The 23,147-nt window shown below is 74.2% G+C and carries 21 protein-coding genes; 9 read left to right on the plus strand and 12 right to left on the minus strand.

What is annotated here, in order from left to right:
• Positions 1–152 precede the first annotated feature (152 nt).
• The 3 genes from O7626_RS05310 to O7626_RS05320 form a co-directional block, all read right to left on the minus strand.
• Entirely contained in the window at positions 153–1,421 is a 1,269-nt protein-coding gene (locus O7626_RS05310; RefSeq protein ID WP_278059814.1) for a VWA-like domain-containing protein, read from the minus strand.
• A complete protein-coding gene (locus O7626_RS05315; protein WP_278059816.1) occupies positions 1,418–2,668 on the minus strand; it encodes a MoxR family ATPase in 1,251 nt (416 codons plus the stop codon). The genes O7626_RS05310 and O7626_RS05315 overlap by 4 nt, the downstream gene beginning before the upstream one ends.
• Before the next feature lie 106 nt (positions 2,669–2,774).
• Entirely contained in the window at positions 2,775–4,400 is a 1,626-nt protein-coding gene (locus O7626_RS05320; RefSeq protein WP_278059818.1) for a hypothetical protein, read from the minus strand.
• A gap of 209 nt (positions 4,401–4,609) precedes the next feature.
• On the opposite strand from O7626_RS05320, the gene O7626_RS05325 reads away from it, so the two are divergent.
• Positions 4,610–5,494: a sigma-70 family RNA polymerase sigma factor gene (locus O7626_RS05325; RefSeq protein WP_278059820.1), complete on the plus strand. Its 885-nt coding sequence runs from the start codon at positions 4,610–4,612 to the stop codon at positions 5,492–5,494.
• Positions 5,495–5,610: 116 nt separating this feature from the next.
• Here the strand turns inward: O7626_RS05325 and O7626_RS05330 are convergent, their stop codons facing one another.
• The gene (locus O7626_RS05330; RefSeq protein WP_278059823.1) at positions 5,611–6,732 is read right to left on the minus strand and encodes an FAD-dependent monooxygenase; all 1,122 of its coding nucleotides are present in this window, start codon (positions 6,730–6,732) and stop codon (positions 5,611–5,613) included.
• Between the two features lie 115 nt (positions 6,733–6,847).
• Between O7626_RS05330 and O7626_RS05335 the strand changes: the two genes are divergently transcribed.
• A complete protein-coding gene (locus O7626_RS05335) occupies positions 6,848–7,438 on the plus strand; it encodes a TetR/AcrR family transcriptional regulator (RefSeq protein WP_278059825.1) in 591 nt (196 codons plus the stop codon).
• A gap of 6 nt (positions 7,439–7,444) precedes the next feature.
• Here O7626_RS05335 and O7626_RS05340 read toward each other — a convergent pair whose 3' ends face one another.
• Positions 7,445–7,963 (minus strand): NUDIX domain-containing protein, encoded by a 519-nt coding sequence (locus tag O7626_RS05340; protein ID WP_278059827.1) that lies wholly within the window; start codon positions 7,961–7,963, stop codon positions 7,445–7,447.
• Positions 7,964–8,075: 112 nt separating this feature from the next.
• Here O7626_RS05340 and O7626_RS05345 point away from each other — a divergent pair, with 112 nt between their 5' ends.
• Positions 8,076–9,185, plus strand: a complete 1,110-nt coding sequence (locus tag O7626_RS05345; RefSeq protein ID WP_278059829.1) for an FUSC family protein — start codon at positions 8,076–8,078, stop codon at positions 9,183–9,185.
• A gap of 38 nt (positions 9,186–9,223) precedes the next feature.
• On the opposite strand, the gene O7626_RS05350 is transcribed toward O7626_RS05345, so the two are convergent.
• Positions 9,224–10,450 (minus strand): GAF domain-containing SpoIIE family protein phosphatase, encoded by a 1,227-nt coding sequence (locus tag O7626_RS05350; protein WP_278059830.1) that lies wholly within the window; start codon positions 10,448–10,450, stop codon positions 9,224–9,226.
• Between the two features lie 203 nt (positions 10,451–10,653).
• Here O7626_RS05350 and O7626_RS05355 point away from each other — a divergent pair, with 203 nt between their 5' ends.
• A complete protein-coding gene (locus tag O7626_RS05355) occupies positions 10,654–10,986 on the plus strand; it encodes a putative quinol monooxygenase (protein WP_278059832.1) in 333 nt (110 codons plus the stop codon).
• 97 nt (positions 10,987–11,083) lie between these two features.
• Here the strand turns inward: O7626_RS05355 and O7626_RS05360 are convergent, their stop codons facing one another.
• Entirely contained in the window at positions 11,084–11,722 is a 639-nt protein-coding gene (locus tag O7626_RS05360) for a TetR/AcrR family transcriptional regulator (protein ID WP_278059834.1), read from the minus strand.
• A 164-nt stretch (positions 11,723–11,886) separates the two neighbouring features.
• Between O7626_RS05360 and O7626_RS05365 the strand changes: the two genes are divergently transcribed.
• Together O7626_RS05365 and O7626_RS05370 are read left to right on the plus strand one after the other, a co-directional pair.
• On the plus strand, positions 11,887–13,161 hold the full coding sequence (locus tag O7626_RS05365) for a DUF418 domain-containing protein (protein WP_278059835.1): 1,275 nt from the start codon (positions 11,887–11,889) through the stop codon (positions 13,159–13,161).
• Between the two features lie 222 nt (positions 13,162–13,383).
• The gene (locus tag O7626_RS05370) at positions 13,384–13,878 is read left to right on the plus strand and encodes a nucleoside-diphosphate kinase (RefSeq protein WP_278059837.1); all 495 of its coding nucleotides are present in this window, start codon (positions 13,384–13,386) and stop codon (positions 13,876–13,878) included.
• A gap of 189 nt (positions 13,879–14,067) precedes the next feature.
• Here O7626_RS05370 and O7626_RS05375 read toward each other — a convergent pair whose 3' ends face one another.
• From O7626_RS05375 to O7626_RS05390, 4 genes are read right to left on the minus strand one after another with little or no spacing between them, the layout of a single operon-like run.
• A complete protein-coding gene (locus tag O7626_RS05375) occupies positions 14,068–14,688 on the minus strand; it encodes an ATP/GTP-binding protein (protein ID WP_278059839.1) in 621 nt (206 codons plus the stop codon).
• Positions 14,669–15,055 (minus strand): DUF742 domain-containing protein, encoded by a 387-nt coding sequence (locus tag O7626_RS05380; protein ID WP_278059841.1) that lies wholly within the window; start codon positions 15,053–15,055, stop codon positions 14,669–14,671. Before O7626_RS05380 ends, O7626_RS05375 begins: the two co-directional genes overlap by 20 nt.
• A gap of 9 nt (positions 15,056–15,064) precedes the next feature.
• Positions 15,065–15,484 carry a roadblock/LC7 domain-containing protein gene (locus tag O7626_RS05385; protein WP_278059843.1) on the minus strand — a complete coding sequence of 140 codons (420 nt, stop codon included), beginning with the start codon at positions 15,482–15,484 and terminating at the stop codon, positions 15,065–15,067.
• A 54-nt stretch (positions 15,485–15,538) separates the two neighbouring features.
• On the minus strand, positions 15,539–18,010 hold the full coding sequence (locus O7626_RS05390; RefSeq protein WP_278059844.1) for a nitrate- and nitrite sensing domain-containing protein: 2,472 nt from the start codon (positions 18,008–18,010) through the stop codon (positions 15,539–15,541).
• Between the two features lie 361 nt (positions 18,011–18,371).
• Here O7626_RS05390 and O7626_RS05395 point away from each other — a divergent pair, with 361 nt between their 5' ends.
• Entirely contained in the window at positions 18,372–19,052 is a 681-nt protein-coding gene (locus O7626_RS05395) for a GNAT family N-acetyltransferase (protein ID WP_347404751.1), read from the plus strand.
• A 333-nt stretch (positions 19,053–19,385) separates the two neighbouring features.
• Here the strand turns inward: O7626_RS05395 and O7626_RS05400 are convergent, their stop codons facing one another.
• Complete coding sequence (locus O7626_RS05400) at positions 19,386–20,843, minus strand: glycoside hydrolase family 3 N-terminal domain-containing protein (RefSeq protein WP_278059848.1); 1,458 nt, start codon at positions 20,841–20,843, stop codon at positions 19,386–19,388.
• Positions 20,844–21,034: 191 nt separating this feature from the next.
• Here O7626_RS05400 and O7626_RS05405 point away from each other — a divergent pair, with 191 nt between their 5' ends.
• Both O7626_RS05405 and O7626_RS05410 read left to right on the plus strand, forming a co-directional pair.
• Positions 21,035–22,210: an ROK family transcriptional regulator gene (locus tag O7626_RS05405; RefSeq protein ID WP_278059850.1), complete on the plus strand. Its 1,176-nt coding sequence runs from the start codon at positions 21,035–21,037 to the stop codon at positions 22,208–22,210.
• Between the two features lie 170 nt (positions 22,211–22,380).
• Complete coding sequence (locus O7626_RS05410) at positions 22,381–23,106, plus strand: hypothetical protein (RefSeq protein WP_278059852.1); 726 nt, start codon at positions 22,381–22,383, stop codon at positions 23,104–23,106.
• Positions 23,107–23,147: the final 41 nt, after the last annotated feature.

A 23,147-nucleotide genomic window follows, 5' to 3' on the forward strand; every position in this document is an offset into this window, starting at 1 on the left:
AGATCGATTCTGCACGGGGGCAGAGATGGCTGGACGAAGGTTTACCGCCGGCGCGCTCGCGCTCGGCGTCGTGTTGACGCCGGCCGCCATCCCGCCGGCCGGCGCCCCGCCCGCCGGCGCCTCCCGCGCTCGGGCCTGGCGGAGCTGCCGGGTCAACGGTGCTGGGCACGGCCGGCGCCGGTGGCGCCGATCTCGACCACCCGGGCCCAGTCCGGCGGCCCGTCCGGGACGTACTCGGGATCCGTCTCGGACCAGGACCGGGCCCGGCGCTGCCGGGGGAACAACCCCAGCACCGTCCGGCAGGCTGGCCGGGCGGTCGGCCAGGGTGTCTGGCCGTCGGTGAGCACCACCACGACGTCCGGCGCGGGTCGGACCCGCAGCGCCGCCGCGAACCCGGTGCGCAGGTCGGTCCCCCCGCCGCCGAGCAGCGGAATCCCCTCGGCCCGGCAGAGCCGGTGCACTGTCGGGGCCGCCACGTCACACGGCAGTACGCTGACCAGCTCACGCCGGCCGCCGAGAGCCCGGCCGATCGCGGCGACCTCCAGCAGCGCGCTGCCCAGCTCGGCGTCGCTGACCGAGCCGGAGGTGTCGATCACCACGCTGACCCGGGGTGGCCGGCGGCGCAGGCTCGGCAGGATCACCCCGGGCAGGCTGGCGGAGCGCCGGGCCGGCCGGCCGTAGGTGTAGTCCTCACCACCGCCGGTGCTGGCGGCTGCCGAGCGGACCGCCGCGCCGAGCAGATCCCGCCAGGGCTGCGGCGGGTGGAACGCCTCCTCCGCCCACCGCTGCCAACCTTTCGGCACCGCTCCGGGTCGGCCGGTGATGCCCTGCGCGACCCGGAACCGGACGGCGTCCCGCTCCTGCGCGGTGAGCCCGTGCGCGCCGTCGGCTCCCAGGTCCCACTCCCGGGCCAGCCCGTCGGCGCCGCTGCCGCAGTCCAGCCAGACGAAGTCCTGGGTGTGCGCCCCGAGCCGGAACTGCCGCAGGTAGTCCTCCATCAGCTCACCGGGGTCCAGACCCAGGAGTGCCGGCCCGACGGCATCCTGGGGGCGGGCCAGCCCGTCGCCGTAGACGTCGTCGTTGATCTCGCAGTCCGCGGCGATGTTCATCCGGAGCCGTTCGCCCGGCCCGACCAGTCCACGCTCCGCGGCCACCAGGTCGCTGCGGCCGTGGTGGTCGCGGAGCAGGTGGGAGACCTCGTGCACCCACACCCCGGCCAGTTCCTCCACCGGGGTGCGGTCCACGAACCCGGGCGAGACGTAGCACCGCCAGTGCCGGTCCACCGCCATCGTCGGCACCCGCCGCGACTCGACGGGATGCAGTGCGAAGAGTGCCGTCGCCAGGTAGGGCCGGACAGTGGCCGCGTGCAGCCGGGCGGTGAAGAGCTTGTCGGTGTCGAGCACCCCGGTCGGCAGGCTCATCGGCCGGCCCCGGCGGTGGCGGCGACCCGGGTGGCGACCTCGTCCGCCCGCTGGCGGAGCGCCACCACACCGGCCAGTCGTTCGATCGATTCCGGCAGCTCCCAGTCGGGTTCGCGGAGCGCGGCGAGGGTGGTCGCGGGGACCACCACCAGATCCGGTGCGCCGGTCTCCAGCGCCCGGACCAGCAGCTCCCAGGCCGCGTCCCAGCGGGACCGTTCGGGACGCTCTCGGACGGCCGCCACCACCGCGTCGAGTACGGCCTGCCGCAGGTCGCCGCGCTCGGGCAGGTCGGCCCGGCCCGGGGCGGCCAGCAGCAGCTCGGGATCCGGCAGGTCCAGCCGGTCGAGGCTGGCCAGCAGTTCCAGCCCCGGGCCGTCCCCGACGGTCCCCCGGACCAGCATGGAGAGCACCTCCCGGGAGCTGTCGGCCGCGGTGGCGAAGGCGACGAGTCGCAGGGTCATGTCCCAACTGCGCGGTGAGGGCCACGGACCGCCCCGACGGGCCTCGTTGTCCGGCAGCCGGTGGACCAGTCCGGGCCGGGCGGTCAGGAACCCGCAGACCGCGCGCCGGGCGAACGCCACCGCCTCGGGCAGCCGCTCCGGGGCGAGTCGGGGCAGGGTGGCCCGTGGCCAGGTCCCGCCGAGACCCCGGACCACGACCTGCTGATCGTACGTCCACTGTAGGTGGACGAAGCGGTTGGCCAGCGGCGGGCTCAGCTCCCAGCCGTCGGCCGCCGAGGAGCGGGGATTGGCGGCGGCCACGATCCGCACCCCGGGCGGCAGCCGCAGGGCACCGACCCGCCGTTCGAGCACCACCCGGAGCAGTGCCGCCTGCACGGCCGGCGGCGCGGTGGAGAGTTCGTCGAGGGAGAGCAGTCCCCGGCCGGCCCGGACCAGGCGTACGGCCCAGTCCGGTGGGGCCATCGGCACCCCCTGCACCGCCGGGTCGTCGCCGACCACCGGCAGGCCGGCGAAGTCGGACGGCTCGTGCACACTGGCGATCACCGTGGTCAGCGGCAGGTCGAGCGCGGCGGCGAGCTGGTGCAGGACGGCGGTCTTGCCGATCCCCGGCTCTCCCCAGAGCAGCACCGGCAGGTCGGCCGCGACCGCCAGGGTCAGCGCCTCGAGTTGCGGGTCGGGACGCGGCTCGGTCGACGTGTCGCCCAGCAGCGCGAGCAGATCGGCGGCGACGTCGAGTTGGGGGAGGCCGGCGGGGGAGTAGTGGGCGGACGGCAGGGAGGTTCGCATGTCGGATCACCTTGAGGTCGAGTCGGGCACCCCATACGGGTGCGGGAAGGGGGGCAGGGTGCCGCGCGGGAGGCAGGGTGTCGGGAGGGAGCAGGTGCGGGGTGTGTCAGCGGCGACTGGCGTGCCGGGGACGAGCCCGGGAGGTACGCGGAGCGCGGGCGACCGGCCGGGACAGCTCGCGGGCGCGTCCGGTGAGGCCGCTGGCCGGATGGGGCAGGCACTCGCCGAGTCCGGCCCGGTACAGTCCGTGCGAGACCTGGCGGAGCGCCGCCGTCGCCAGCTCGTCCCGCAGGGCGCCGCCACGCAGCAGCGCCTCCGGTCCCAGCAGCCGCTCGATGACGGTCACGGCACCGTCGGTGTCGCCGTGGTCCAGGCGGGCCCGGATGTCGTCGAGGTTCTCGGGATGCCGGTGTGCCCGGTCGATCACTTCCAGACACGACAGCGGCGTCCCGGTCAGCGCGGCCAGTAACTCCTCGCGACGGATCTCGGCGGGGTCGTGGTCCAGCGCGACGAGCGTCCCGCCCCGCAGGCCGATCCGGTGCCATCCGCCCCGGCACCGGACGAGCCGCAGCGCCGGTTCGCCGCCCGCAGCCGCCGGTTCGCCGCCCGCAGCCGCCGGGCTTCCGGGGACGGGCTGAGCCGGCACGGGTACCGGATCGCCGGCCGGGGCCACCCCGGGATCGGCGACGTCCTCGACCGGCATGGGCGGCAGGGTGCACCGGGCCCGCTCCGGCGGGTCCGGCACGAGCGCGGCGGCGACGAGCGGATGCAGTTGGTCGACCCGGATCAGCCCGGCCCGCAGCAGGACCAGGTCGGGTAGTACCCAGGTCGCCGCGTCCGGCAGCACCGGCAGCGGCGACAGCCCACGGCCGCGCCGACGCGCCGGCACCGCCCGGATCCGCATCCCGGCGGGATCGCCCTCCCGCTGCGGCGCTAGGTCCAACAGCAGCCGGTGCCGGGAGCCGAGCCGGACGGAGACGGTGCTGCCGTCGGCCCCCTCCGCGTCCAGCAGCAAGCGCGCCTCGGCGGCCCACCGGGACACCGCGCAGTCGAATCCACGCGGCAGGTCGGGCACCAGACCGGGCGGATCTGCCGTGGTCGGCCAGTCTGCCGTGGTCGGCCAGTCTGCCGTGGTCGGCCAGTCTGCCGTGGTCGGCCAGTCTGCCGTGGCGGCCTGGTCTGTCGTGGTCGGCTGGGCTGCCCCGGAGCGGACCCGCAGTTCTCCGGCCCGGCGTACGTCCCAGAGGTGCCGGTGCAGGTCGAACCGGTACAGCCGGTCGGGACGGGGATGCGGATGTGGCCCGGACGCCGCGGACCCGTTCGGGTCCCACAGCGTGAGGCTGATCCGCTGACCCCCGTCCGCCCAGCTGGGCGGGGTCCGGACCACCAGCTGCGGGGTACTGCCGTCCGGCGCGACGTACCGGGCCAGCGGGATGGTCAGGCCCGGTCGGAGCAGTCCGTCCGGTGCGACCCGGGGCAGATGCCAGCGCAGCAGGTCAGGAGCGAGATGGGCGAGGTCGGTGCGGAGTTGGGCGGCCAGTTCGCGACCGTGGGTGCGGGCCACGGAGCGCGGTCGCAGTTCCACGTCGACCCGCGCGGCGGCACAGGCTCCGGCCCAGTCGCCGGAGGTACGGCGGGCGGTCGCCAGTTCGATCACGGAAGGCGGCACCGCGAATTCGCGCACCCGCCGCCAGAAGGAGAGTCGGGAGTTCCCGTCCACGATCGAGTGCATCAGCACTCACCTTGCGTGGACCGGGCCCCCAATCTGCACAAGGAGGTAGTCATCGTCGAGCAGGATACCGCCTGCCGCACCCGCAGGCCACCCTCTGCCGCACCCGCAGGGCCACCCTGGCGGATCGGTGGCCCACCGCAGGCCCGTCACACCGGCCGGGTCCGGCGGGTCATTACGGTGACCCCTGCGAGGAGGGACAGGTAACCCGGGTGGACGAGCGCGAGTGGTTGACGGACCGGTTCGAGGAGCAGCGCGGCCGGTTGCGGGCGGTGGCGTACCGGATGCTCGGTTCGGTCAGCGAGGCCGACGACGCGGTGCAGGAGGCGTGGCTGCGGGTCAGCCGGGCCGGCTCCGACGGGGTGGAGAACCTTCCGGGCTGGTTGACCACGGTGGTGGCCCGGGTCTGCCTGAACGCGCTGCGGTCCCGCGAGACGCGCCGGGAGGCGCCGCTGGACGTACGGGTGCCGGACCCGATCGTCGACCCGGCGACGGGTACGGATCCGGAACACGAGGCGGTACTCGCCGACTCGGTCGGGTTGGCGCTGCTTGTGGTGCTGGAGACACTGAACCCGGCCGAGCGGCTCGCCTTCGTGCTGCACGACCTGTTCGGGGTGCCGTTCGAGGAGATCGCGCCGATGCTCGACCGGACTCCGGCGGCGGCACGGCAGCTCGCCAGCCGGGCCCGCCGTCGGGTACGCGGCCAGGCCCCGGCCCCCGATCCCGACCTCGCCCGGCAGCGTGCGGTCGTCGACGCGTTCTTCGCCGCCTCCCGGGACGGCGACTTCGAGGCACTGCTCGCCCTCCTCGACCCCGAGATCGTGCTCCGCTCCGACGGCGGTACGGCACGGCCGCGCCTGACCTTCGTGCTGAACGGACCCCGGGCGGTCGCGGGACAGGCGCTCGCCTCCGGACGGCTCTCGCCGTTCGTCCGGCCGGCGCTGGTCAACGGCGCCGCCGGGGTGGTGGTGGCGGCGAACGGCCGGCCGATCTTCGTGATGGCCTTCACCGTCGCGAACGACCGGATCGTCGCCGTCGACGTGCTCGCCGACCCCGACCGGCTGGCCCGGCTCGACCTCAGCGCACTAGGCATCTGAGCCGCCCGGTGTCTGAGCTGCCGGCATCTGAGCTGCCGGTGTCTGAGCTGCCCGGTGTCTGAGCCGGCTGGCGCGCCGAGCGTGGGTCGCGCCGGTCGGTGGTTCGGCGGCGGCGGTCAGCCGTCGTCGTCGTTGAGGACGCTGCTGCACGAGCGGATCCTCGCCAGCTGCAACCGTGCGGTCACCGTCGGGCTGAGCGCCCGGCCGGCGAGCCGGGTCAGCGCCCCCGGCGGCCGGTTGGTGATCTCGCTCGCCGCGAGCCGGGAGATCCGGCGTACCCGGCGGCTGCGGGTCCGCTCGTACCGGCGCAGCGCGCCGACCGGGTCGTCCGGGGTACGCAGTGCGCGGCGGAGCAGCCAGGCGTCCTCCAGTGCCTGGTTGGCGCCCTGGGCCTGGGACGGCGGGAACGCGTGCGCCGCGTCGCCGAGCAGGGTCGCCGGGCCGGTTCCCCAACGGGTCGGCACCCGGTGCAGCACGTGCGGGTACGCCTGCACGTCCGACCCGGACAGCCCGGCCAGCAACTCGCCGACCGGTTCGGCGTACGAGGCGAACCGGTCGCGCAGCCAGTCCAGCACGGGACGGTCCCGCGGAGCTGGTTCGGGTACGTCGAACCACCACTGGAGCAGGCCGGACCCGGCCGGCATCAGCCCGCACAGTCCGGCGGGACCGACCAGGCACCGGGCGTGCACGTCACCGGCCAGCTGCGGCAGTGCCCTGGTCAGCCCCTGCCAGCTCACCCAGCCGTTCCGGACGGCCGGGGACCCGTCCAGCACGGTGTGGCGTACCACCGACCGGTAGCCGTCGGCGCCGACCAGTACGTCTCCGGTCTCGCCGGCCACGGTCACGCCGTCGGGGCGCACCTGGAGATCGGCCACCGGGCAGCCGTACCGGACGGTGTCCGGCGGCAGTGCCGCGGCGAACCGTTCGAGGATCGCGGCGCGCGGCACGGTGGCCACCCCGAAGCCGGTTTCACGGTGCAGCACCCGCAGGTCGGCGCGGGCGAAGGGGCGCCCGTCGGGAGTGCAGAACTCCAGCGTCTCGACGTCGCCACCGAGCCCGTCCAGCGGTACGCCGAGGCCGGCGGCGGCAGCCGCGCCGTTGCTGAAGATCGTCACCGCCGCGCCGTCGGTGCGCGGCCCGGCGGACCGTTCGAGCACCCGGACCCGGTGCCCGTCGGCGAGTAGACCGTTCGCCAGGGCCAGCCCGCCGACGCCGGCACCGACGATCAACACCTGCATGACGACACACCCGACTTCCGCACGACACTCGGCACGCGCACGACACTCGGCTCCTGCACGACACTCTCCGTTCACTACGATCGTTGTACTACGTATGTTGGCATACCATCTGGGTGTGCCACCACCCAACCCCCGGCGCCGGGCCGAACTCGCCGACGCCGCCATCGCGCTGCTCGCCGAGACCGGAGTGCACGGAGTCACCCACCGCGCGGTCGAGCGACGGGCCGGCCTGCCCACGGGTACGGCGGTCAACTACTTCCGCAGCCGGGAGGCGCTGCTGGTCGCGGCGGCGGACCGGGTCGGCGAGCTGCACTACGCCGACATGGACGCGGCCGGATCGGCGTACCGGCCGACCTCGGCGAGCAGCCGGGGGCGTGCCGTGGACCTGATCGCCGGCTCGCTGTTCACCGCCGCCACCACGTACCGGGACCGGTACCTGGCGATCTTCGAGCTCCGGCTGGAGAGTCTGCGCCGGCCGGCCCTCGCGGAGGCGCTGCGCGGGCTGCTGCGACGCTCGGTCGCGTTCACCACCGGGCACCACGCCGATCTCGGGCTGCGAATTCCGCCGGAGGCTGTGCCGACCCTCGTCACGCTCTACGGCGGCGCGCTCTTCACCCTGGTCAGCAGCCCGCCGGGAGAGGTCAGCCCCGAACTGGCCCGGGAGTTGGCCGGCGCGATCGTCCGGGCGGCACTCGGCGACGCCTGACGGGAACTACCGGGTCGGCGGTCGGTTGGCGGCCAGGAACTCGGCCAGCACCTGGGTGTGGGTGGCGAAGGCCAGCTCCGCCGGCTCGGTGAGCACCAGCCACTCGGTGGACTCCTCGGTCGGTGCCGAGGCGGGCAGCGAGTCGACCGGCCGCGCCGGCAGTACGCCGAAGATCAGGATCGCGCCGGCCGCCGGTGCGCTGTGCACCGCGTACAGCTCCGCCGTGCCGGCCTCGGCGACCAGGCCGGTCTCCTCGCGGAGTTCCCGGACCAGCGCGTCGCGCCAGTCCTCGCCGTAGTCGACGAACCCGCCCGGCAGCGCCAGCAGGCCCCGCCCGGGTTCGATGTCGCGGCGCTGCACCACCACGCCGACGCCCTGCCCGGTCAGCACCGGCAGGATGGCCAGCGCCACCGGGGACGGGTTGCGCCAGGTGGTCCGGCCGCAGTGCCCGCAGACCCGGGGCCAGGCGAGCGCCGAGTAGGCGGTGCCGCAGTACGAGCAGTGCGAGTGCAGGACACCGGTCACGGCGAGCAGGCTACCGCCCCCGGCCCCCCCGCGCCGACCGGCAGCCGCGCGCAGCCGCCCTGGCAGCGGATATCGTGCGGGAAACGATCGTGCGGGACGAGGTGTTTCTCCGGTGGGATGGCTGCGGCCCGTCGCGGACCGGCTGCGCCACGGCTGGGTACCGGTGGTCGAGGCGACGCTCGCCGCGACCGTCTCCTGGGCGGTCGCGGCGGCCCTGCTCGGCCATCCGCAGCCGTTCTTCGCCCCGGCGGCGGCACTGATCGTGCTGGGCCAGACCCGGGGACAGCGGATGCGCCGGGCCGTCGAGGTGGTGCTCGGGGTCGCCGCCGGGGTACTCGTCGCCGACCTCGTGGTGCAGGCTCTCGGCCGGACCACCTGGACGGTCCTCACCGTCGTACTGCTGACCGTCGGGCTCGCCACGGCGATCGGCGCGAGCAACGTCTCGGTGGTGCAGGCCACGGTCTCCGCCCTCTATCTGGTGGTGGTGCCGCCGACGACCGACGCGCTGGTGCCGTTCCGGTTCGTCGACGCCCTGATCGGCGGGGTGGTGGCGCTGGCCGCGAGTCAGCTGGCCAGCGCCCGGCAGCCGCTCGCCCCGCTGCTGGCCGAGTCGAGGCAGACCTTCGCCGCGCTGGCCGAGCTGCTCGTCGAGATCAGCGACGCGCTGGACCGGCGGGACGAACCGGCGGCGCTCGCCGCCCTCGGCCGGGCCCGCGGCCTGGACGCCGCGGTGGACCGGCTCCAGACGGCGGTACTGGCCGCCGGGGAGGCGCTGCGGCTGCACGTACGGCGGCAGCGGCACATCGGCCGGGTACACGCGCTGCACGCGTCCACCCGGCAGGTCGACTATGCGGTCCGCAACCTGCGGGTGCTGGCCCGCGCCGGCGTGGCACTGACCCGGCTGCCGGTGGCCAGCCCGCCGGAACTGGCCGAGGCGCTGCACTCGCTCGCCGAGGCGATGCGCTGTGCGGGCGAGGCGCTCGCCGCCGACCTGAGCGGGCAGGACGAGGCGGCCGACCGGTACGCCGAGCAGACCGACGCAGCCGCCCTGGCAGCGGTACGCAGCGCCGGGCGGCTGCTCACCCGGACGCCCCCGCTGCCGATCATCATGATCGTGGGCCAGATCCGGGCGACCGCGATCGACCTGCTCCGCGGGGTCGGCGCGGACGACGTCGCGGTGCTGAACCGGGTCGACGAGGCCCTCGGACTGCCGCCGCTCTAGCCCTGCCTGCCCGCGTCCGGGCCGGTGACGGTGGCTGACTAATCGGCGGCGGCGGCGGCGGGGGCGCGGCGCAGGGCCAGCAGGGCCACGTCGTCGACCGGCTGCTCGACGCCGAGACTGGTCATGATCTTGCCGCAGACCGTCTCCGCCGGTCCGGGCCGGATCGCCGCGCGCAGCCGCTCCAGCCCGATGTCGATGAGCTCGTCCCGGCGCTCCACGAGACCGTCGGTGTAGCAGACCAGCAGGGCACCGGGCGGGAACTCGACGGTGGTGCTCCGGCGGGCCCTCGGACGCCCGGTGCCGAGCGGCAGGTCGATGGGGAGCGGCACGGTGTCGACCGGTTCGCCGGGCCGGGCGATCATCGGGGCCAGATGCCCGGCCAGCGAGATCCGCAGCTCCGTCCGGTCCGGGCTGATCAGCGCATAGAGCACGGTGGCCAGCTTGCCCGCCTCGAAATGCTGGATCTTGCGGTCGAGCCGGGTGAGCGCGTCGGCGGGGTCGTCACACTCCAGGGCGTACGCCCGCAGCGCGCTACGGAGCCGGCCCATCACCACGGCTGCCGGCAGGCCGTGCCCGGAGACGTCGCCGACGACGATGCCGAGCCAGCCGGAGGGGAGGGTGAAGACGTCGTACCAGTCGCCACCGATTCCGGTGTGGTGCCCGGGGACGTACCGGGCGGCCATGTCGACGCCGACCGCCTCCGGTAGCCGGGTCGGCAGCAGGCTGCGTTGCAGGGCGAGGGCGGCGGTCCGGTCGATGTTGCCCGTCCGGGCCTGGCTGGCCAGGCTCGCCCGGTCGGCGACGAGTTGCAGCAGGCGGATGTCGTCGGCGCCGAACCGGCGTGGGGTGAGGGTGCCGACGTGCAGGACACCGACCAGCTCGGAGCCGGCGAACATGGGTACCCCGAGCATCGACCGGATGCCCTTCTCGTGCAGCAGCGGGTTGACCACCTCGGCCGGGGTGACCCGTTCCAGCACGACCGGCTGCCGGTCCTGGGCGACCCGGCCGGCGAACCCCCGGCCGACAGCGATCCGGAACCCCTGCCGGACCTCCTCCTCCAGCCCCTTCGCGGCGGTGGCCACGAGCTGCTGAGCGTGCTGGTCGAGCAGCAGGATCACGGCGGTGTCGACCCCGAGCAGTCCGCAGATCCGGGCCAGCAGTTCGTCGAGCAGGTCGCCGACTTCCAGCTGGGACAGCGCGGAGTCGGTCACCGCCTCGATTCGGCGCAGCCGCTCGTCGGCTCCGGGGTTGTCCGCCTCGATCACGCGGGCAAGCCTAGTCCCTGCCCTGTCGGGCGTGACGCTGGTCGGCGGGTGGTTCGGGGTGGGTCGGACACGGCCCGCCCGGGCGCCGGCCATAACCGGAAAAAGGCCGCGATCGGCCGTGCCCGGGGTACGGATTCGGGCACTAGGGTCGGCGGACACGACCCCTGTCGCCGGTAGCCGTCCCGTCGTACGAGGAGTTCCAGTTGATCTTTATCGCCGCGAAGTTCCGAGTGCTCCCCGAGTACGCCGAGCGGTGGCCCGAGATCGCCGCCGACTTCACCCGGGCGACCCGGGCCGAGCCCGGCTGCCTGTGGTTCGAGTGGTCGCGTAGCGTCGAGGAGCCGACGGAGTACGTGCTGGTCGAGGCGTTCCGGGACGGCGACGCGGGTGCCGCGCACGTGGGTTCGGAGCACTTCCGGCAGGCGCAGCGGAGCCTGCCGGAGTACCTCGCCGAGACGCCGCGGATCGTGAACGCCACGGTCCCGCAGGACGACTGGTCGATCCTCGGCGAGATGACGGTGCCCGAGCGGCGCTGAGGCGTACCCGGGGCAACGCTCCCGGCCCACCGGGGCGGCGCTGAGGCGTGCCGGGGCGGCGCTGAGGCGGCGCTGAGGCGTGCCGGGGCCGGGCGGGTCAACCGCGCCCCGCTGTCCGCCGGCCGGGCGGTCCGATGCCGACGGCCGGCAGGATCGCCTGGTCGACGATGTCGGCGAGGACCTGCTCGTACGGCAGGTGGTCGTTGTCGGTGCTGTACTTGAGCACCAGCGCCTCGCCGATGTCCATCACCACCGGGGTGAGCAGCGCCGGATCGATCTCGCCCTGTGCGGCGTAGTGCCGCAGCACCGTACTGGTGAAGGTGCCGCCCCGAGGCTCGAAGACCCGGGTGTACAACGCCGCCACCAGGTCCGGGTGGCGCTGCCGTTCCATCAGGAGCGCCACCACGGCAGCGGCGGCCGGCGTGGTCATCCAGGCGACGAGTTGGGTCAGGGCCCGGATCAGGTCGCCGCGCAGGTCGTTCGCGCCCGGTGACGGCACCTCCTGCGGGTGCGCCTCGTGCAGCGCGTCGAGCAGCAGTTCGCGCGGGGACGACCAGCGCCGGTACAGCGACGTCTTGGCCGTTGCCGCCTCCTTGGCGATGCCCTCCATGGTGAGTCCGCCGATGCCGACCTCGGCGACCTGGCGGAGTACGGCGGCGTGGATCGCCCGGACCAGGTCGTCGCCGCGCCGCCGGGTACGCCGTTCCGGCCCCGGTCCGGGTTCCCTCTCCTGCATGCTGCCTCTCCAGTAGGAAACGCTTGCGTATCTTATCTGCGGCAGGTTAGATACACCTGCGTAGCTAATCGCGGCGGCCGATGTCGGCGATTCTGCTCGCCCGACGGCCGTCGCCGTTGCTGCCGACCTGCCCTGCCCACCCATGCCTTGATCACGGGGGAAGCATGTCCGGACCATCCAACCCGACCGACCTCACCATCGCACCGCGAGACGCCGGGGCGGCGCAGGCCCGGCCACCCGCCGCCGGAGTCCGGGCACTCGCCCCCGACCTGGCCCGGGGGACGATGCTGCTGCTCATCGCGCTGGCCCACGCCCACATGTACCTCTACGGCCACGAGACCCTCTTCCGCGGCTACCGTACCGACGGCGGCACCGTCGACCGGGTGGTCGCCGGACTCCAGGTGCTGCTGGTCGACGGCCGCGCACTGCCGATGTTCGCCGCGCTCCTCGGCTACGGGATGGTCCGGCTGGCCGACCGGCATGCCGCCACCGGCGCCGACTGGCCACAGGTACGCGGCCTGCTGCGTCGACGCAGCCGCTGGCTGATCGCGTTCGGCTTCGTACACGCGCTGCTGCTCTTCTTCGGCGACATCCTCGCCGCGTACGGGCTGCTCGGGCTGGTGCTGGTCGGGATGCTCCGCGCCCGGGACCGTACCCTGCTGCTGGTCGCCGGGCTCTGGACACTGGTCTTCGCCGCGATCTCCGTCCTGCCGCCGCTCGCGATGATCGAGAACGGCCCGGCGCCGCTGCCGACCGCCGTCGAGTCCCCGCTCGCCGCGATCCTTCCCCGGGTCGGAACCTGGGCGGGACTCACGCCGATGCTGGCACTGGACGTGGTCACCCCGATGCTGCTCGGCATCTGGGCCGCCCGGCGCCGGCTGCTCGACGAGCCCGGCCGGCACCGGCGGCTGCTGACCCGGGTCGCGGCGGGCGGGATCGGCATCGCGGTGCTCGGCGGTGCCCCGCTGGCGCTGATCGATGCACAGGTCTGGACGGACTGGAGCGCCGGCACCGCCGTACCGGCGTACGTCCTGCACAGCGTGACCGGGATCGGCGCCGGCATCGGCTACGCCGCACTGGCCGGCCTGCTCGCGCACCGGCTCGGCAACGCACCAGGCCTCGGCAACGCACCGGGCCTCGGCGGTGCACCGGGTCCGGTGGTCAGCGCACTCGCCGCCTGCGGGCAGCGCTCGCTGACCTGCTACCTGCTCCAGTCCGTGGCGTTCGTGGCCGTCTTCTCGCCGTGGGCCGGCGGGCTCGGCGGGCGGCTCGGTGACGCGGCCGCCTCGGCGGTGGCCCTCGGTGTCTGGCTCGGCACCGTGCTGCTCGCCGAGTCCATGCGCCGGGCGGGACGGCGGGGTCCGGCCGAGGTGTTGCTCCGCCGGCTCAGCTACCGGCAGACCCCGCTGGCCAGCGCCGGAGCACCGGCGCGGCGGTGACCGGCCACCGCCAGCGCCCGCCCGCCCCGCCCGACCGGCCGACTGACCGGTCGGGCGGGGCCGGGGCACCGGGCCGGCGGTAGCGCAGAACCGACCGAACCGGGCCGACTACTATCGTGATCTCAGCGGCCTGTCGCTGGAGCGGGCACCCGGCGGCCAGGGACCGGGCTCGGCACGCGTCCAGCTCGTCGAGGCCCGACCGATGATCGAGGAGGCGCCACGGTGGCGGCCATAGAACGTACTCTTGTCCTGCTCAAGCCGGACGCGGTGGCGCGCGGGCTGACCGGACGCCTGGTGCAGCGCTTCGAGGACGCCGGCCTGAAGATCGTCGGCATCAAGATGAAGCAGCTGGACCCGGACTTCACCCGCCGGCACTACTTCGACCTGGAGGAGCGGTTCGGCAAGGGCGTCTACGACGCCACCGCCACCTACATGCAGCAGGGGCCGGTGGTGGCACTGCTGCTGGAGGGCGTAGAGGCGGTCGCGAACGTCCGCCGCATGATCGGCCCGACCTTCCCGGGGCAGGCGGCACCCGGCACCATCCGGGGCGACTTCGCGCACATGTCGAAGGCGTACGCCGAGACGACCGGCAAGGCCATCGCCAACCTGGTGCACGCCTCCGGCAGCGTCGACGAGGCGAAGTACGAGTCCGAGCTCTGGTTCGGTGCCGACGAGCAGTTCGACTACCCCGGCCTCGCCGAGCGGTACGTCTTCTGACCCGCACCACCCGGCGGGGACCTGACTAGTCCGCGGCGTCCCGAGGAGTCCGCGGCGACGCTGCGGCGTCCCGAGGAGTCCGCGGCGACCCGACGAACCCGGCTCCGCCGGTCCGTGAAGACGGCGGTCCGGGCCCCGCACCCGGCGGCGGCCCGGACCGACCGGTTCCGGGGTTCCCGGCGTGGCGGCTCAGCCGGAGCTGGCCGGCGACATCGTCCGGTGACTGCGCATCGCGTGTTCGAGCACGGCGATCAGCACCTGCTTGCCCGACTCCCGCTTCCGGGCGTCGCAGAGCAGCACCGGTACGCCCGGGTCGAGGCTCAGCGCCTGGGTGACCTCTTCGAGCTGGTACTGCCGGGCACCCTCGAAGCAGTTGACCGCGACGATGAACGGCGTGCCGTGCTTCTCGAAGTAGTCGACCGACGGGAAACAGTCGGCCAGCCGGCGGGTGTCGGCGAGCACCACCGCGCCGAGTGCGCCGAGCGCCAGCTCGTCCCAGACGAACCAGAACCTGTCCTGCCCGGGTGTGCCGAAGAGATACAGCACCAGGTCGTCGCTGATGCTGATCCGGCCGAAGTCCATCGCCACCGTGGTGGTGGTCTTCGCCTCCACTCCGGAGAGGTCGTCGACGCTGACCCCCTCCTCGGTGAGGAGTTCCTCGGTCCGGAGTGGACGTGTCTCGCTGACCGCCCCGACCAGGGTGGTCTTGCCGACGCCGAAGCCTCCCGCGATCAGGATCTTGACGGCGGTCGGCAGCGGTTCGCCGGACGTCCCGGCGAGGTCGGCACCGTCAGAGTGCGCGTAGCCCATTTATCACCTGTTCGAAGATGCTGTCATCGGTTAGGACCGGTGCCGGTCGTGGTTCGAAGACCCGGACGAGCTGTCGTTCGAGCAGATCGCCGAGCAGTACCCGGATCGTGCCGAGCGGCAGGTCCAGATGTGCCGCGACCTCGGCGACCGAGAGCCGCCGCCGGCAGAGCGCGACGATCGCCAGGTGCTCCGGCCCGAGCCCGAAGTCCCGGGAGGCGAGCGTCCGCACCGTGCTGACCTGTGAGATCAGGTCGAACTTGCCGGTCACCGGCCGGGCGCGACCCCGGGTCACCGCGTAGGGCCGGACCACCGGCCCGGCCTGTTCGTCGACCCAGTGGACCTCGGGAGGATCCTCGTACTCGGTCATGGTCCGGGCTCACTGCCGTCGGGCGGGAGCGTCGGGTGCCCTGGTGCTCGACGCGAGGTACTTGCCGGCCCGGGTCACCAGCATGGCCATCTCGTACGCGATCAGCCCGACGTCCGCGTCCTCCGAGGCGAGCACCGCGAGACAGGCGCCGTGCCCGGCCGCGGTGACGAACAGGAACGCCGAGCGCATCTCGATGATGGTCTGCTGCACCGGCCCACCGCCGAACCTCTTGCCGGCCCCCCGGGCCAGGCTCTGCACCCCGGAGGCGACCGCGGCCAGGTGCTCCGCGTCGTCCCGGTCGAGCTCCCGCGACGAGGCCATCAGCAGCCCGTCGACGGAGAGCAGGATGGCGTGCTGGGTCTGTTTCACGCGACTGACCAGGTCGTCGAGCAACCAGGTCAGGTCGAGGTTGGACGCTGTCTTCTGCACGGGTTGGTCCCTCTCTCTACCGGTGATCTCGCCGTCTCGCCAGGCGGTGCGCGCTCAGGTCCCGGCCGGAGCCGGTCCGGTGCTGCCATCGTCGTCGGGCGGGCGCTCGGCGTCGGACCGTCCGCGCCGGGTGCCCGATTGATAGGCACTCATCATCCGGCGGATCTGTTCAGGGGTACGCGGCGTGGCTTCCTCCGCCGATTCCGGCTCGGGCCGGTCGGCGCCCTCGCGCAGCGGCTGGGCAAGGCTCGCCTGCCGGACCCGGACCGGCAGCCCGGACGGGGTGAGCGAGGCCGTGCCGCGCGCCGGACCCGAGCCGGCCCCGGCCGAGGGGGAGCCCGCCGGCGTGCCGGCCGCCCCCGACCCTGCGTTGTCCGGCCGGACCGGTGGGTAGTCCGGCGGCGGTGCCGGACGGCCGGGTGCTGACGAGCCGGGTGCTGACGAGCCGGGACTCGGCGTGGTGACGGTGGAGCCCTGTGCCGGCCGGAGGTCCTGCGGCGGCGGGAAGTCCCGAAGCGGCGGGAAGTCCCGGGGTGGCGGTGCGAGGTCCGGCTTCGGCGGTGCGCCCGGCGGACGACCGGTCGGGCCGGGCAGGGTACCGCCGCCGGAAGGCGCCGGGGGCATCCCCGGACCGGTGAACGGTTCACCGTCCGCGCTGCGGTCGGTGACCAGACTCGGCGGGATCAGTGCCACCGCCGTGGTGCCGCCGTACGGCGACTCCTTCAGCCGCACCCGTACGCCGTGCCGCTCGGCGAGCCGGCTTACCACGTAGAGGCCGAGCTGGGCGGCACCGCCGGTGAGGGCGAACTCGTGCTGGGTGGCGATCCGCTCGTTCGCGGCGGCCCGGTCCTCGGCGTTCATCCCGAGGCCCCGGTCCTCGATCTCCACGGCGTAGCCGTTCGCCACCAGTTGACCACTGACCTGCACCGCGGTGTGCGGGGGCGAGAACGAGAGTGCGTTTTCCACCAGCTCGGCGATCAGGTGGATCACGTCGCCGACCGCCCGGCCGGCGAGGTCCACCTCACCGGCCGGCAGTACGGTGACCCGGGCGTAGTCCTCCACCTCGGCCACCGCGCCCCGGAGTACGTCGATCATCGGGACGTTCCGCCGCCACGCCCGGCCCGGTGTGGAACCGGAGAGCACGATCAGGTTCTCGGCGTTGCGCCGCATCCGGGTGGCGAGGTGGTCCACCCGGAACAGGTCCTCCAACTCCTCCGGATCGTTCTCCCGGCGCTCCATCGTGTCCAGCAGGGTGAGCTGCCGGTGGATCAGCGCCTGGGTGCGCCGGGCCAGGCTGAGGAAGATGTCCCGGACGCGGCGGCGCAGCTCGGCCTGTTCCACCGCGGTCCGTACGGCGGTCTCCTGGGCCACGTTGAAGGCCTGGGCGACCTGCCCGATCTCGTCCGGACCGGCCCGCAGCGGCGGTGCCTCCGCCCGGACGTCGACCGTCTCGCCCCGGCCGAGCCGGCCGACCAGTTCCGGCAGGCGCTCGTCGGCGAGCTTCAGGGCCGCCGTGCGCAGCTGTTCGAGCTGGCGCACCATCGACCGGGCGGTGTTCACCGAGATGACGACGGCGACCAGGCCGAGGATGGCCATGATCAGGACCCGCACGATGGTCCCGATGGCGCCGGGGGTGGCCGCCTTGACCACCTCGTCGCCGCCGGCGATCTGCAACCGGAGCAGTTCCTCTAGACCGGGGTCGACGGTGCCGCGCCACTCCTCGGCCGAGACCGCCGGGCGGCCGTTCGGTCGTCCGTTCGCGACGATCCGGTCTTCCGCGGCACGCAGCCGGGCGAGCGGGCCCTGCTGGAGCGCCTGTCGGTAGCGGTCCTGGTCGGCCCGGGGGAGTTCGGCCATCGCCTCGTCCGCGACCAGCCGCTCGGTGCCGATCAGCTGGATCACCCGGGCGTGCTCGGCCGGGCTGATCCGGTTGGCGGCGTACGCGCCGGAGAGCAGCGCGTCGACCTGGGAGGCCAGTTCCCGTGACTTGGTGAACCGGATCAGGCTCTCGACCCGGCGGTCGATGTCACCGGCGTCCAGGTTGCCCAGCGAACCGTAGATCCGGAAGATCGTCTCGATCGTCTCGGTGAACGCCGCCGCGGCGGCCAGCCGGTCGATCCGGCGGTCGTCGACCGCCTCCCGCACGGCGGCGAGCCCGTCGAGCCGGGCGAGCGCCTCGGCGACCCGCCGCTCCAGCTCCGGCCGGGCCGCGAGTTCGGCGAACCAGTGCCGCGCGTCGGCCCGGAAGATCGCCACGTCCGCGAGTACCTTCCGGCGTTCGGTCTCCAGCTGCTCCCGGCTCGAGGGCTCCGGTGCGCCCAGGTAGCGCAGGGAGAGCCGCCGTTCGTTCTGTAGGTTGAGGACCAGCGGCTCGGTCGGGGCGTACACCTGGGCCTCCAGGGTCTGCACCCAGACCAGGTTCAACCCGTCCCGCAGGGTGACCCACGCGCCGAACGCCCAGAGCAGGGTCAGGGTGACCAGCAGGGCGACAACCTTGGTACGCAGGCGCGAAGCACGAAAGCCCATTACACCGTCCCGTGCCGGTCGGAGGCCGATTGATTGATCGACTACTCGCCATGTTCTGGCGTCGCGGGCGCCCTTGGTCGCAGCCACGATCTTCGAGTACCCGGCGCACGCTAGCAGCGCCCGGTGTGATGCCTCAACCCCCGGTTTGAACGAAGATCACCTTTTTGGTCCCTCCCGGGCGGTTGGCCTGCTGATCAGAGCCGGGCGGCCCATCCACCCGCCCGGGTACGTCCACTGCGGCCGGTCCCGGCGCCGGGACGCCGGGAGCGCGGACGGGGCCGGTTGGCATTGATAGCCTTCGTTGAGATTGGGTGGTCCGGACCGGCCTGTCGGGGCCGGAGGTTCGATCGGGGGCGGGTGGATGCAAGACCAGCGGCTGCACCATCACCTGGTGACCTGGCTGGGCCAGTGGCCGGCGGGCGGGGCGCTGGACGTGGTCGGCTCCGAGCGCCGGGTCCAGCCGGGCTGGGACGGCGAGCCGCATCCGGTGGTCGCGGTGGGCAGCCCGCTCGGGGTGGTCCTCTCGGTGCCGCCGGACCGGGCCGCCGCGGTACGCGCGCTCGGCCCCCGGCCGATGGCGGCGCTGCTGGCCGAACTGCCCGCCGTCGTCGGTCTGCCCGGCTGGGTCGGCTACCGGGCGGTGTTCCGGCACACGCTCGCCCCGGCGCCGCTGCCGGACCACGGGGAGTGGCTCGACGCGGCGGATCCGGTGGTGCCGCGCTGGCTGCGCCCGTTCGGCGGCGAGGTGCTGGTGGCCCGGGACTCCGACGGCGGTTACCTCGCCGGGGCTGGCATCAAGCGGCATGACGGTTACGGGCACGAGATCGCCGTCGGCACCGAGCCGGCGGGCCGGGGCCGGGGGCTGGCCCGCCGGCTGGTGGCACAGGCGGCCCGGCGGGTGCTGGACGAGGGGGCCGTGCCGACGTACCTGCACGACCCCGGCAACGTCGCGTCGGCCCGGGTCGCCGAGGCCGCCGGCTTCGCCGACCGTGGCTGGTCGGCCTACGGGCTGGAGCGGGCGGACCAGCCGCCGGCCCCGTGAACCAGGCTCCATGAACCAGGCCCCGTGAACCATGTCCGTCCGAAGGGGACGGTCGCGGTCTGCCGCACGGACCGTGGACCCGCGCCCGGGGTCCACGGTCCGCGGCCTCTCCCAGGCCGAGGTCCCGTCCAGTGGGTGACACCGTCGGTGGTGTCGATAACGCTACGTAGCCGCGCCGATCGCGACAAGCCTTCGGTGGACCTGTCCGAAGTGCCCGTTCGGCGGATCCGCCCTGGTAGGGATCAAGATATGTGCGGGTACGCAGCCGGCCGGCACCCCCGCCTGCCGGTGACGTTCGGTACAGACTGGTCGCCGTCGCCGTCGCCGTCGCCGTCAGGCGCTGGCGGTGAGCCGGAGGGCCTCGGCGGCGGCCCGGCCGTTGGCGTGGCTGGCGCCGTACGTGGTGACGAAGGCGCGTACGCCCGCCGGGCGCCAGTCGGAGGGCCAGCCCATCTCGACCACTGTCACCGGATGGCTGCCGGCCAGTGTCTCGACCAGTTCGGGGCCGCCCGGCAGCCGGTGCAGGTGTCGGCCGACCAGCACGATCGGCCGGCCGGCGGCCCGTTGCCGCAGCGTCTCCGGGTCGGCCTCGGTGGCGACGACCCGCAGCTGCTCGGCGCCGTCCAGGTGCGGCCCGAGCCCCCAGGGCACCCGGCCCTCCGCGATCGTGGCGGCGGAGAAGAGCTGCACCACGAGCGGTACGCCCAGCCCGTCGAGACTGCCCTCGACCCGGACGGCGCGGCGCGCGGCGACGTACCCGAGGTCTGTTCCGGCGGCCCGGACCGGGGCGGCGGCCCGGGTCCAGGCGGCGAGTGCGGCGGTCCGCCCGGCGGCCTGCTCGACCCGGGCGAGGTCGAGCCGGCCGTCGCGCAGCGCGGCGGTGATCTCGGCGACCACCAGCTCGACGAGTTCGGCGTCGACCTGTGCGCCGATGCAGAGCAGGTCGGCTCCGGCGGCGAGCGCCCGGACCGCACCCGGCCCGATGCCACCGGCGGCCACCGCCGCGCCCCGCATCTCCAGGGCGTCGGTGAGCACGGTGCCGGTGAAGCCGTACTCGCGGCGGAGCAGGCCGTCCAGCACAGCCGGGCTGAACGTGGCCGGGGCGTCGCCGGTGAGCGCGGGTACCCGGATGTGCGCGGTCATGATCGCCTTGACGCCCGCCTCGACCACGGCCGCGAAGGGCGGCAGGTCGCGCTCCCGGAGCAGCGCCACGGATACGTCCACAGTGGGCAGTTCGAGGTGCGAGTCGGCGACGGTGGCGCCGTGCCCGGGGAAGTGCTTGGCGCAGGCGGCCACCCCGGCGGACTGGAGCCCGGTGACCGCGGCGGCGGCGTGCCGGGCGACCCGGGTCGGGTCGGCGCCGAACGCCCGGGTGCCGATGATCGGGTTGTCGTCGGCGGTGTTGACGTCCACGGTCGGCGCGAGGTCGAGGTTGACCCCGACCGCCAGCAGGTCGTTGCCGATCGCGTGGTAGACCCGCTCGGTCAGCCCGACGTCGTGCACCGCGCCGAGTGCGGCGTTGCCCGGGTACGGGCTGCCGGTGGCGTGCGCCAGCCGGGTGACGTCGCCGCCCTCCTCGTCGATCGCGACCAGTACGTCCGGCCGGGCCGCCCGCAGTGTGGCGGTGGCCTCGGCGAGCTGGTCGGGATGCTCGACGTTCCGGCCGAACAGGGTGTGCCCGGCCAGTCCCTCGGCGAGCAGCTCCAGTGCCCAGTCGGGCGGCCTGGTGCCGGGGAAGGCGGCGAGCAGCGTACCCAGCACCAGCCGGCGGACTCCTGGATCGGTCGGCACGTTCCTCCCCCTTCGGCCCTTCCCCGGCTCCGAGTGTCGCACCGGGGTGGGCCGTCTCGTGGCCAAGCGGTACCGGATCGGCTCAACACCCGCGGCTCGCCGGCCCACTACGCTACGGCTACTTCCCCGAAAGTTAGCCTAGCTATTAGGAAAGCTTCTTAAGCAAGAGGGCCACGACCAGAGGACGATGCATGGCGAGCACCCGGCTACCTGGCACCCCCCGCCTGCTCCGCGCGCTCAACGACCGGGCGGCGCTGGAGCTGCTGCTCTCGCGCGGACCGCTCACCCGCGCGCAGCTCGGCGAGCTGACCGGGTTGTCCAAGGTCACCGCTTCCCAGCTGGTGGAACGCCTGGAGGAGCGGGGGCTGGTCAGCCGGGTCGGCGAGCAGGCCGGCGGGCGCGGCCCGAACGCGCAGCTCTACGGCGTACGGCCGGGGACCGCGCACGTGGTCGGCGTCGACGTCGGGCCGGACCGGGTGGTGGCCGCCTGCGCCGACATCACCGGCGAGGTGATCGGTCGGGTCGAGCAGTCCACCCGGGACACCGACGATCCGGTGGGCGTGGTGCACAACGCGGTGGTGCGGGCGGCCAGCGACGCCGGGGCGGAGCTGTCCAGCGTACGCCGGGTGGTGCTCGGCACGCCCGGCCTGGTCGACCCGGCCACCGGCGACATCACCTTTGCCTTCAACCTGCCCCGTTGGCACCGGGGGCTGCTCGCCGCGCTCCGCGAGGACCTGGACACCCCGGTGCTCTTCGGCAACGACGTGAACCTGGCCGCGGTCGCCGAGGCGGAGTCCGGCGCGGCGCGCGGAGTCGACGACTTCGTGCTGGTCTGGCTCGGGGTCGGCGTCGGCCTGGCCATCGTGCTGGGCGGCCGGCTGCACCACGGCAGCACCGGCGCGGCCGGTGAGATCGGCTACCTGCCGGTGCCCGGCGCCGACATCCCCCGGGACGCCTCCCGGCGGGCGAAACCGGCGTTCGGCCAGCTCGCCGGCTCCGAGGCGCTCCGCGCGGTGGCCCGCGAGCACGGCTTCCGGGCCGGCTCGGCGCCGGACGCGATCCGGGCCGCCATCGCGGCCGGCACCGAGGGCGGTCCGGTGCTCGACGAGATCGCCCGGCGACTGGCGCTCGGGGTGGCCAGCAGCTGCGTCGTGCTCGACCCGCCCCTGGTGGTGCTGGCCGGCGAGGTCGGCCAGGCCGGCGGCACCGCGCTGGCCGAGCGGGTGCAGCACGAGGTTGCCGCGATCACCCTGGTCACGCCCCGGGTGGTGCCGACCGGGCTGATTGAGGAGCCGGTGCTGCGCGGGGCGCTGCGGATGGCGCTGGACGCCGTCCGGGACGAGGTGTTCGGCTCCACGCTCGGCTGAACCGCCGCACCGTCCGGTGCCCACCCCGGAAACCTGTCGCGCTGGCATGAAGATATTTTTCGTTACCTGCCAGTCATATGCAAGGTCTCGACATAGACGATTGTGAGGCTATACCGTACGGCCACCGCGTCCCGACCCTCGGGACGTCCCTGCTCCGGGGAGGAGTGACGGTGACCGTTCGGTACCCCCAACCGCGCCCGAGCCAGCTGCTCGGCGCCACCCTGATCGCGTCCCTCGCCATCGGCCTCACCGGTCAGCCCGCGCTGGCCGGCCGACCCGCTCCCGCCGACCTGCCGGCCGCCACCGGCCCGGTCACGGCGACCGGAAAACCCGCCGCCCCCGACGCGGCCGCGACCGGAAAACTCGCCGCCGCCTTCCAGACGGCCGCGAACAGCTACGACGTGCCCCGCGACCTGCTGGTTGCGCTCGGCTACGCCGAGACGCACCTGGACGGGCACGCCGGAGCGCCCAGCGCCTCCGGCGGCTACGGCGTCATGCACCTGACCAGCAACCCGAGGCTGCACACCCTGGACGAGGCGGTGGCCCTGACCGGCCTCGGCCGGGACAGGCTGCGTACCGACCCGGCTGCCAACGTCACCGGCGCGGCGGCGGTGCTGCGCTCCTACGCCGACGCCGCCGGACTCACCCCGACCCAGCGCCGCGACATCGGCCACTGGTACGGCACCGTCGTCCGGTACGGCGGCGCCAGCACCCCGGCCGTCGCCCGGCTCTACGCCGACACCGTCTACGACCTGCTCGGCTCCGGCATCGACGCCGCCACCGCCGACGGGCCGGTACGGGTACCCGCCCGCGCCGTCGCCCCGGACCGGGGAGCCCTGCGCGACGTCGCCCCGCTCGGCAGCCCCGCCGGGATGGGCGTGATGAGCACCGACTAGGGGCCGGCAGCCTGGGCGCCGGCACACTCGGCCAACTACAC

It is taken from the genome of Micromonospora sp. WMMD1102 (assembly GCF_029626265.1).
GTDB lineage: Bacteria > Actinomycetota > Actinomycetes > Mycobacteriales > Micromonosporaceae > Plantactinospora.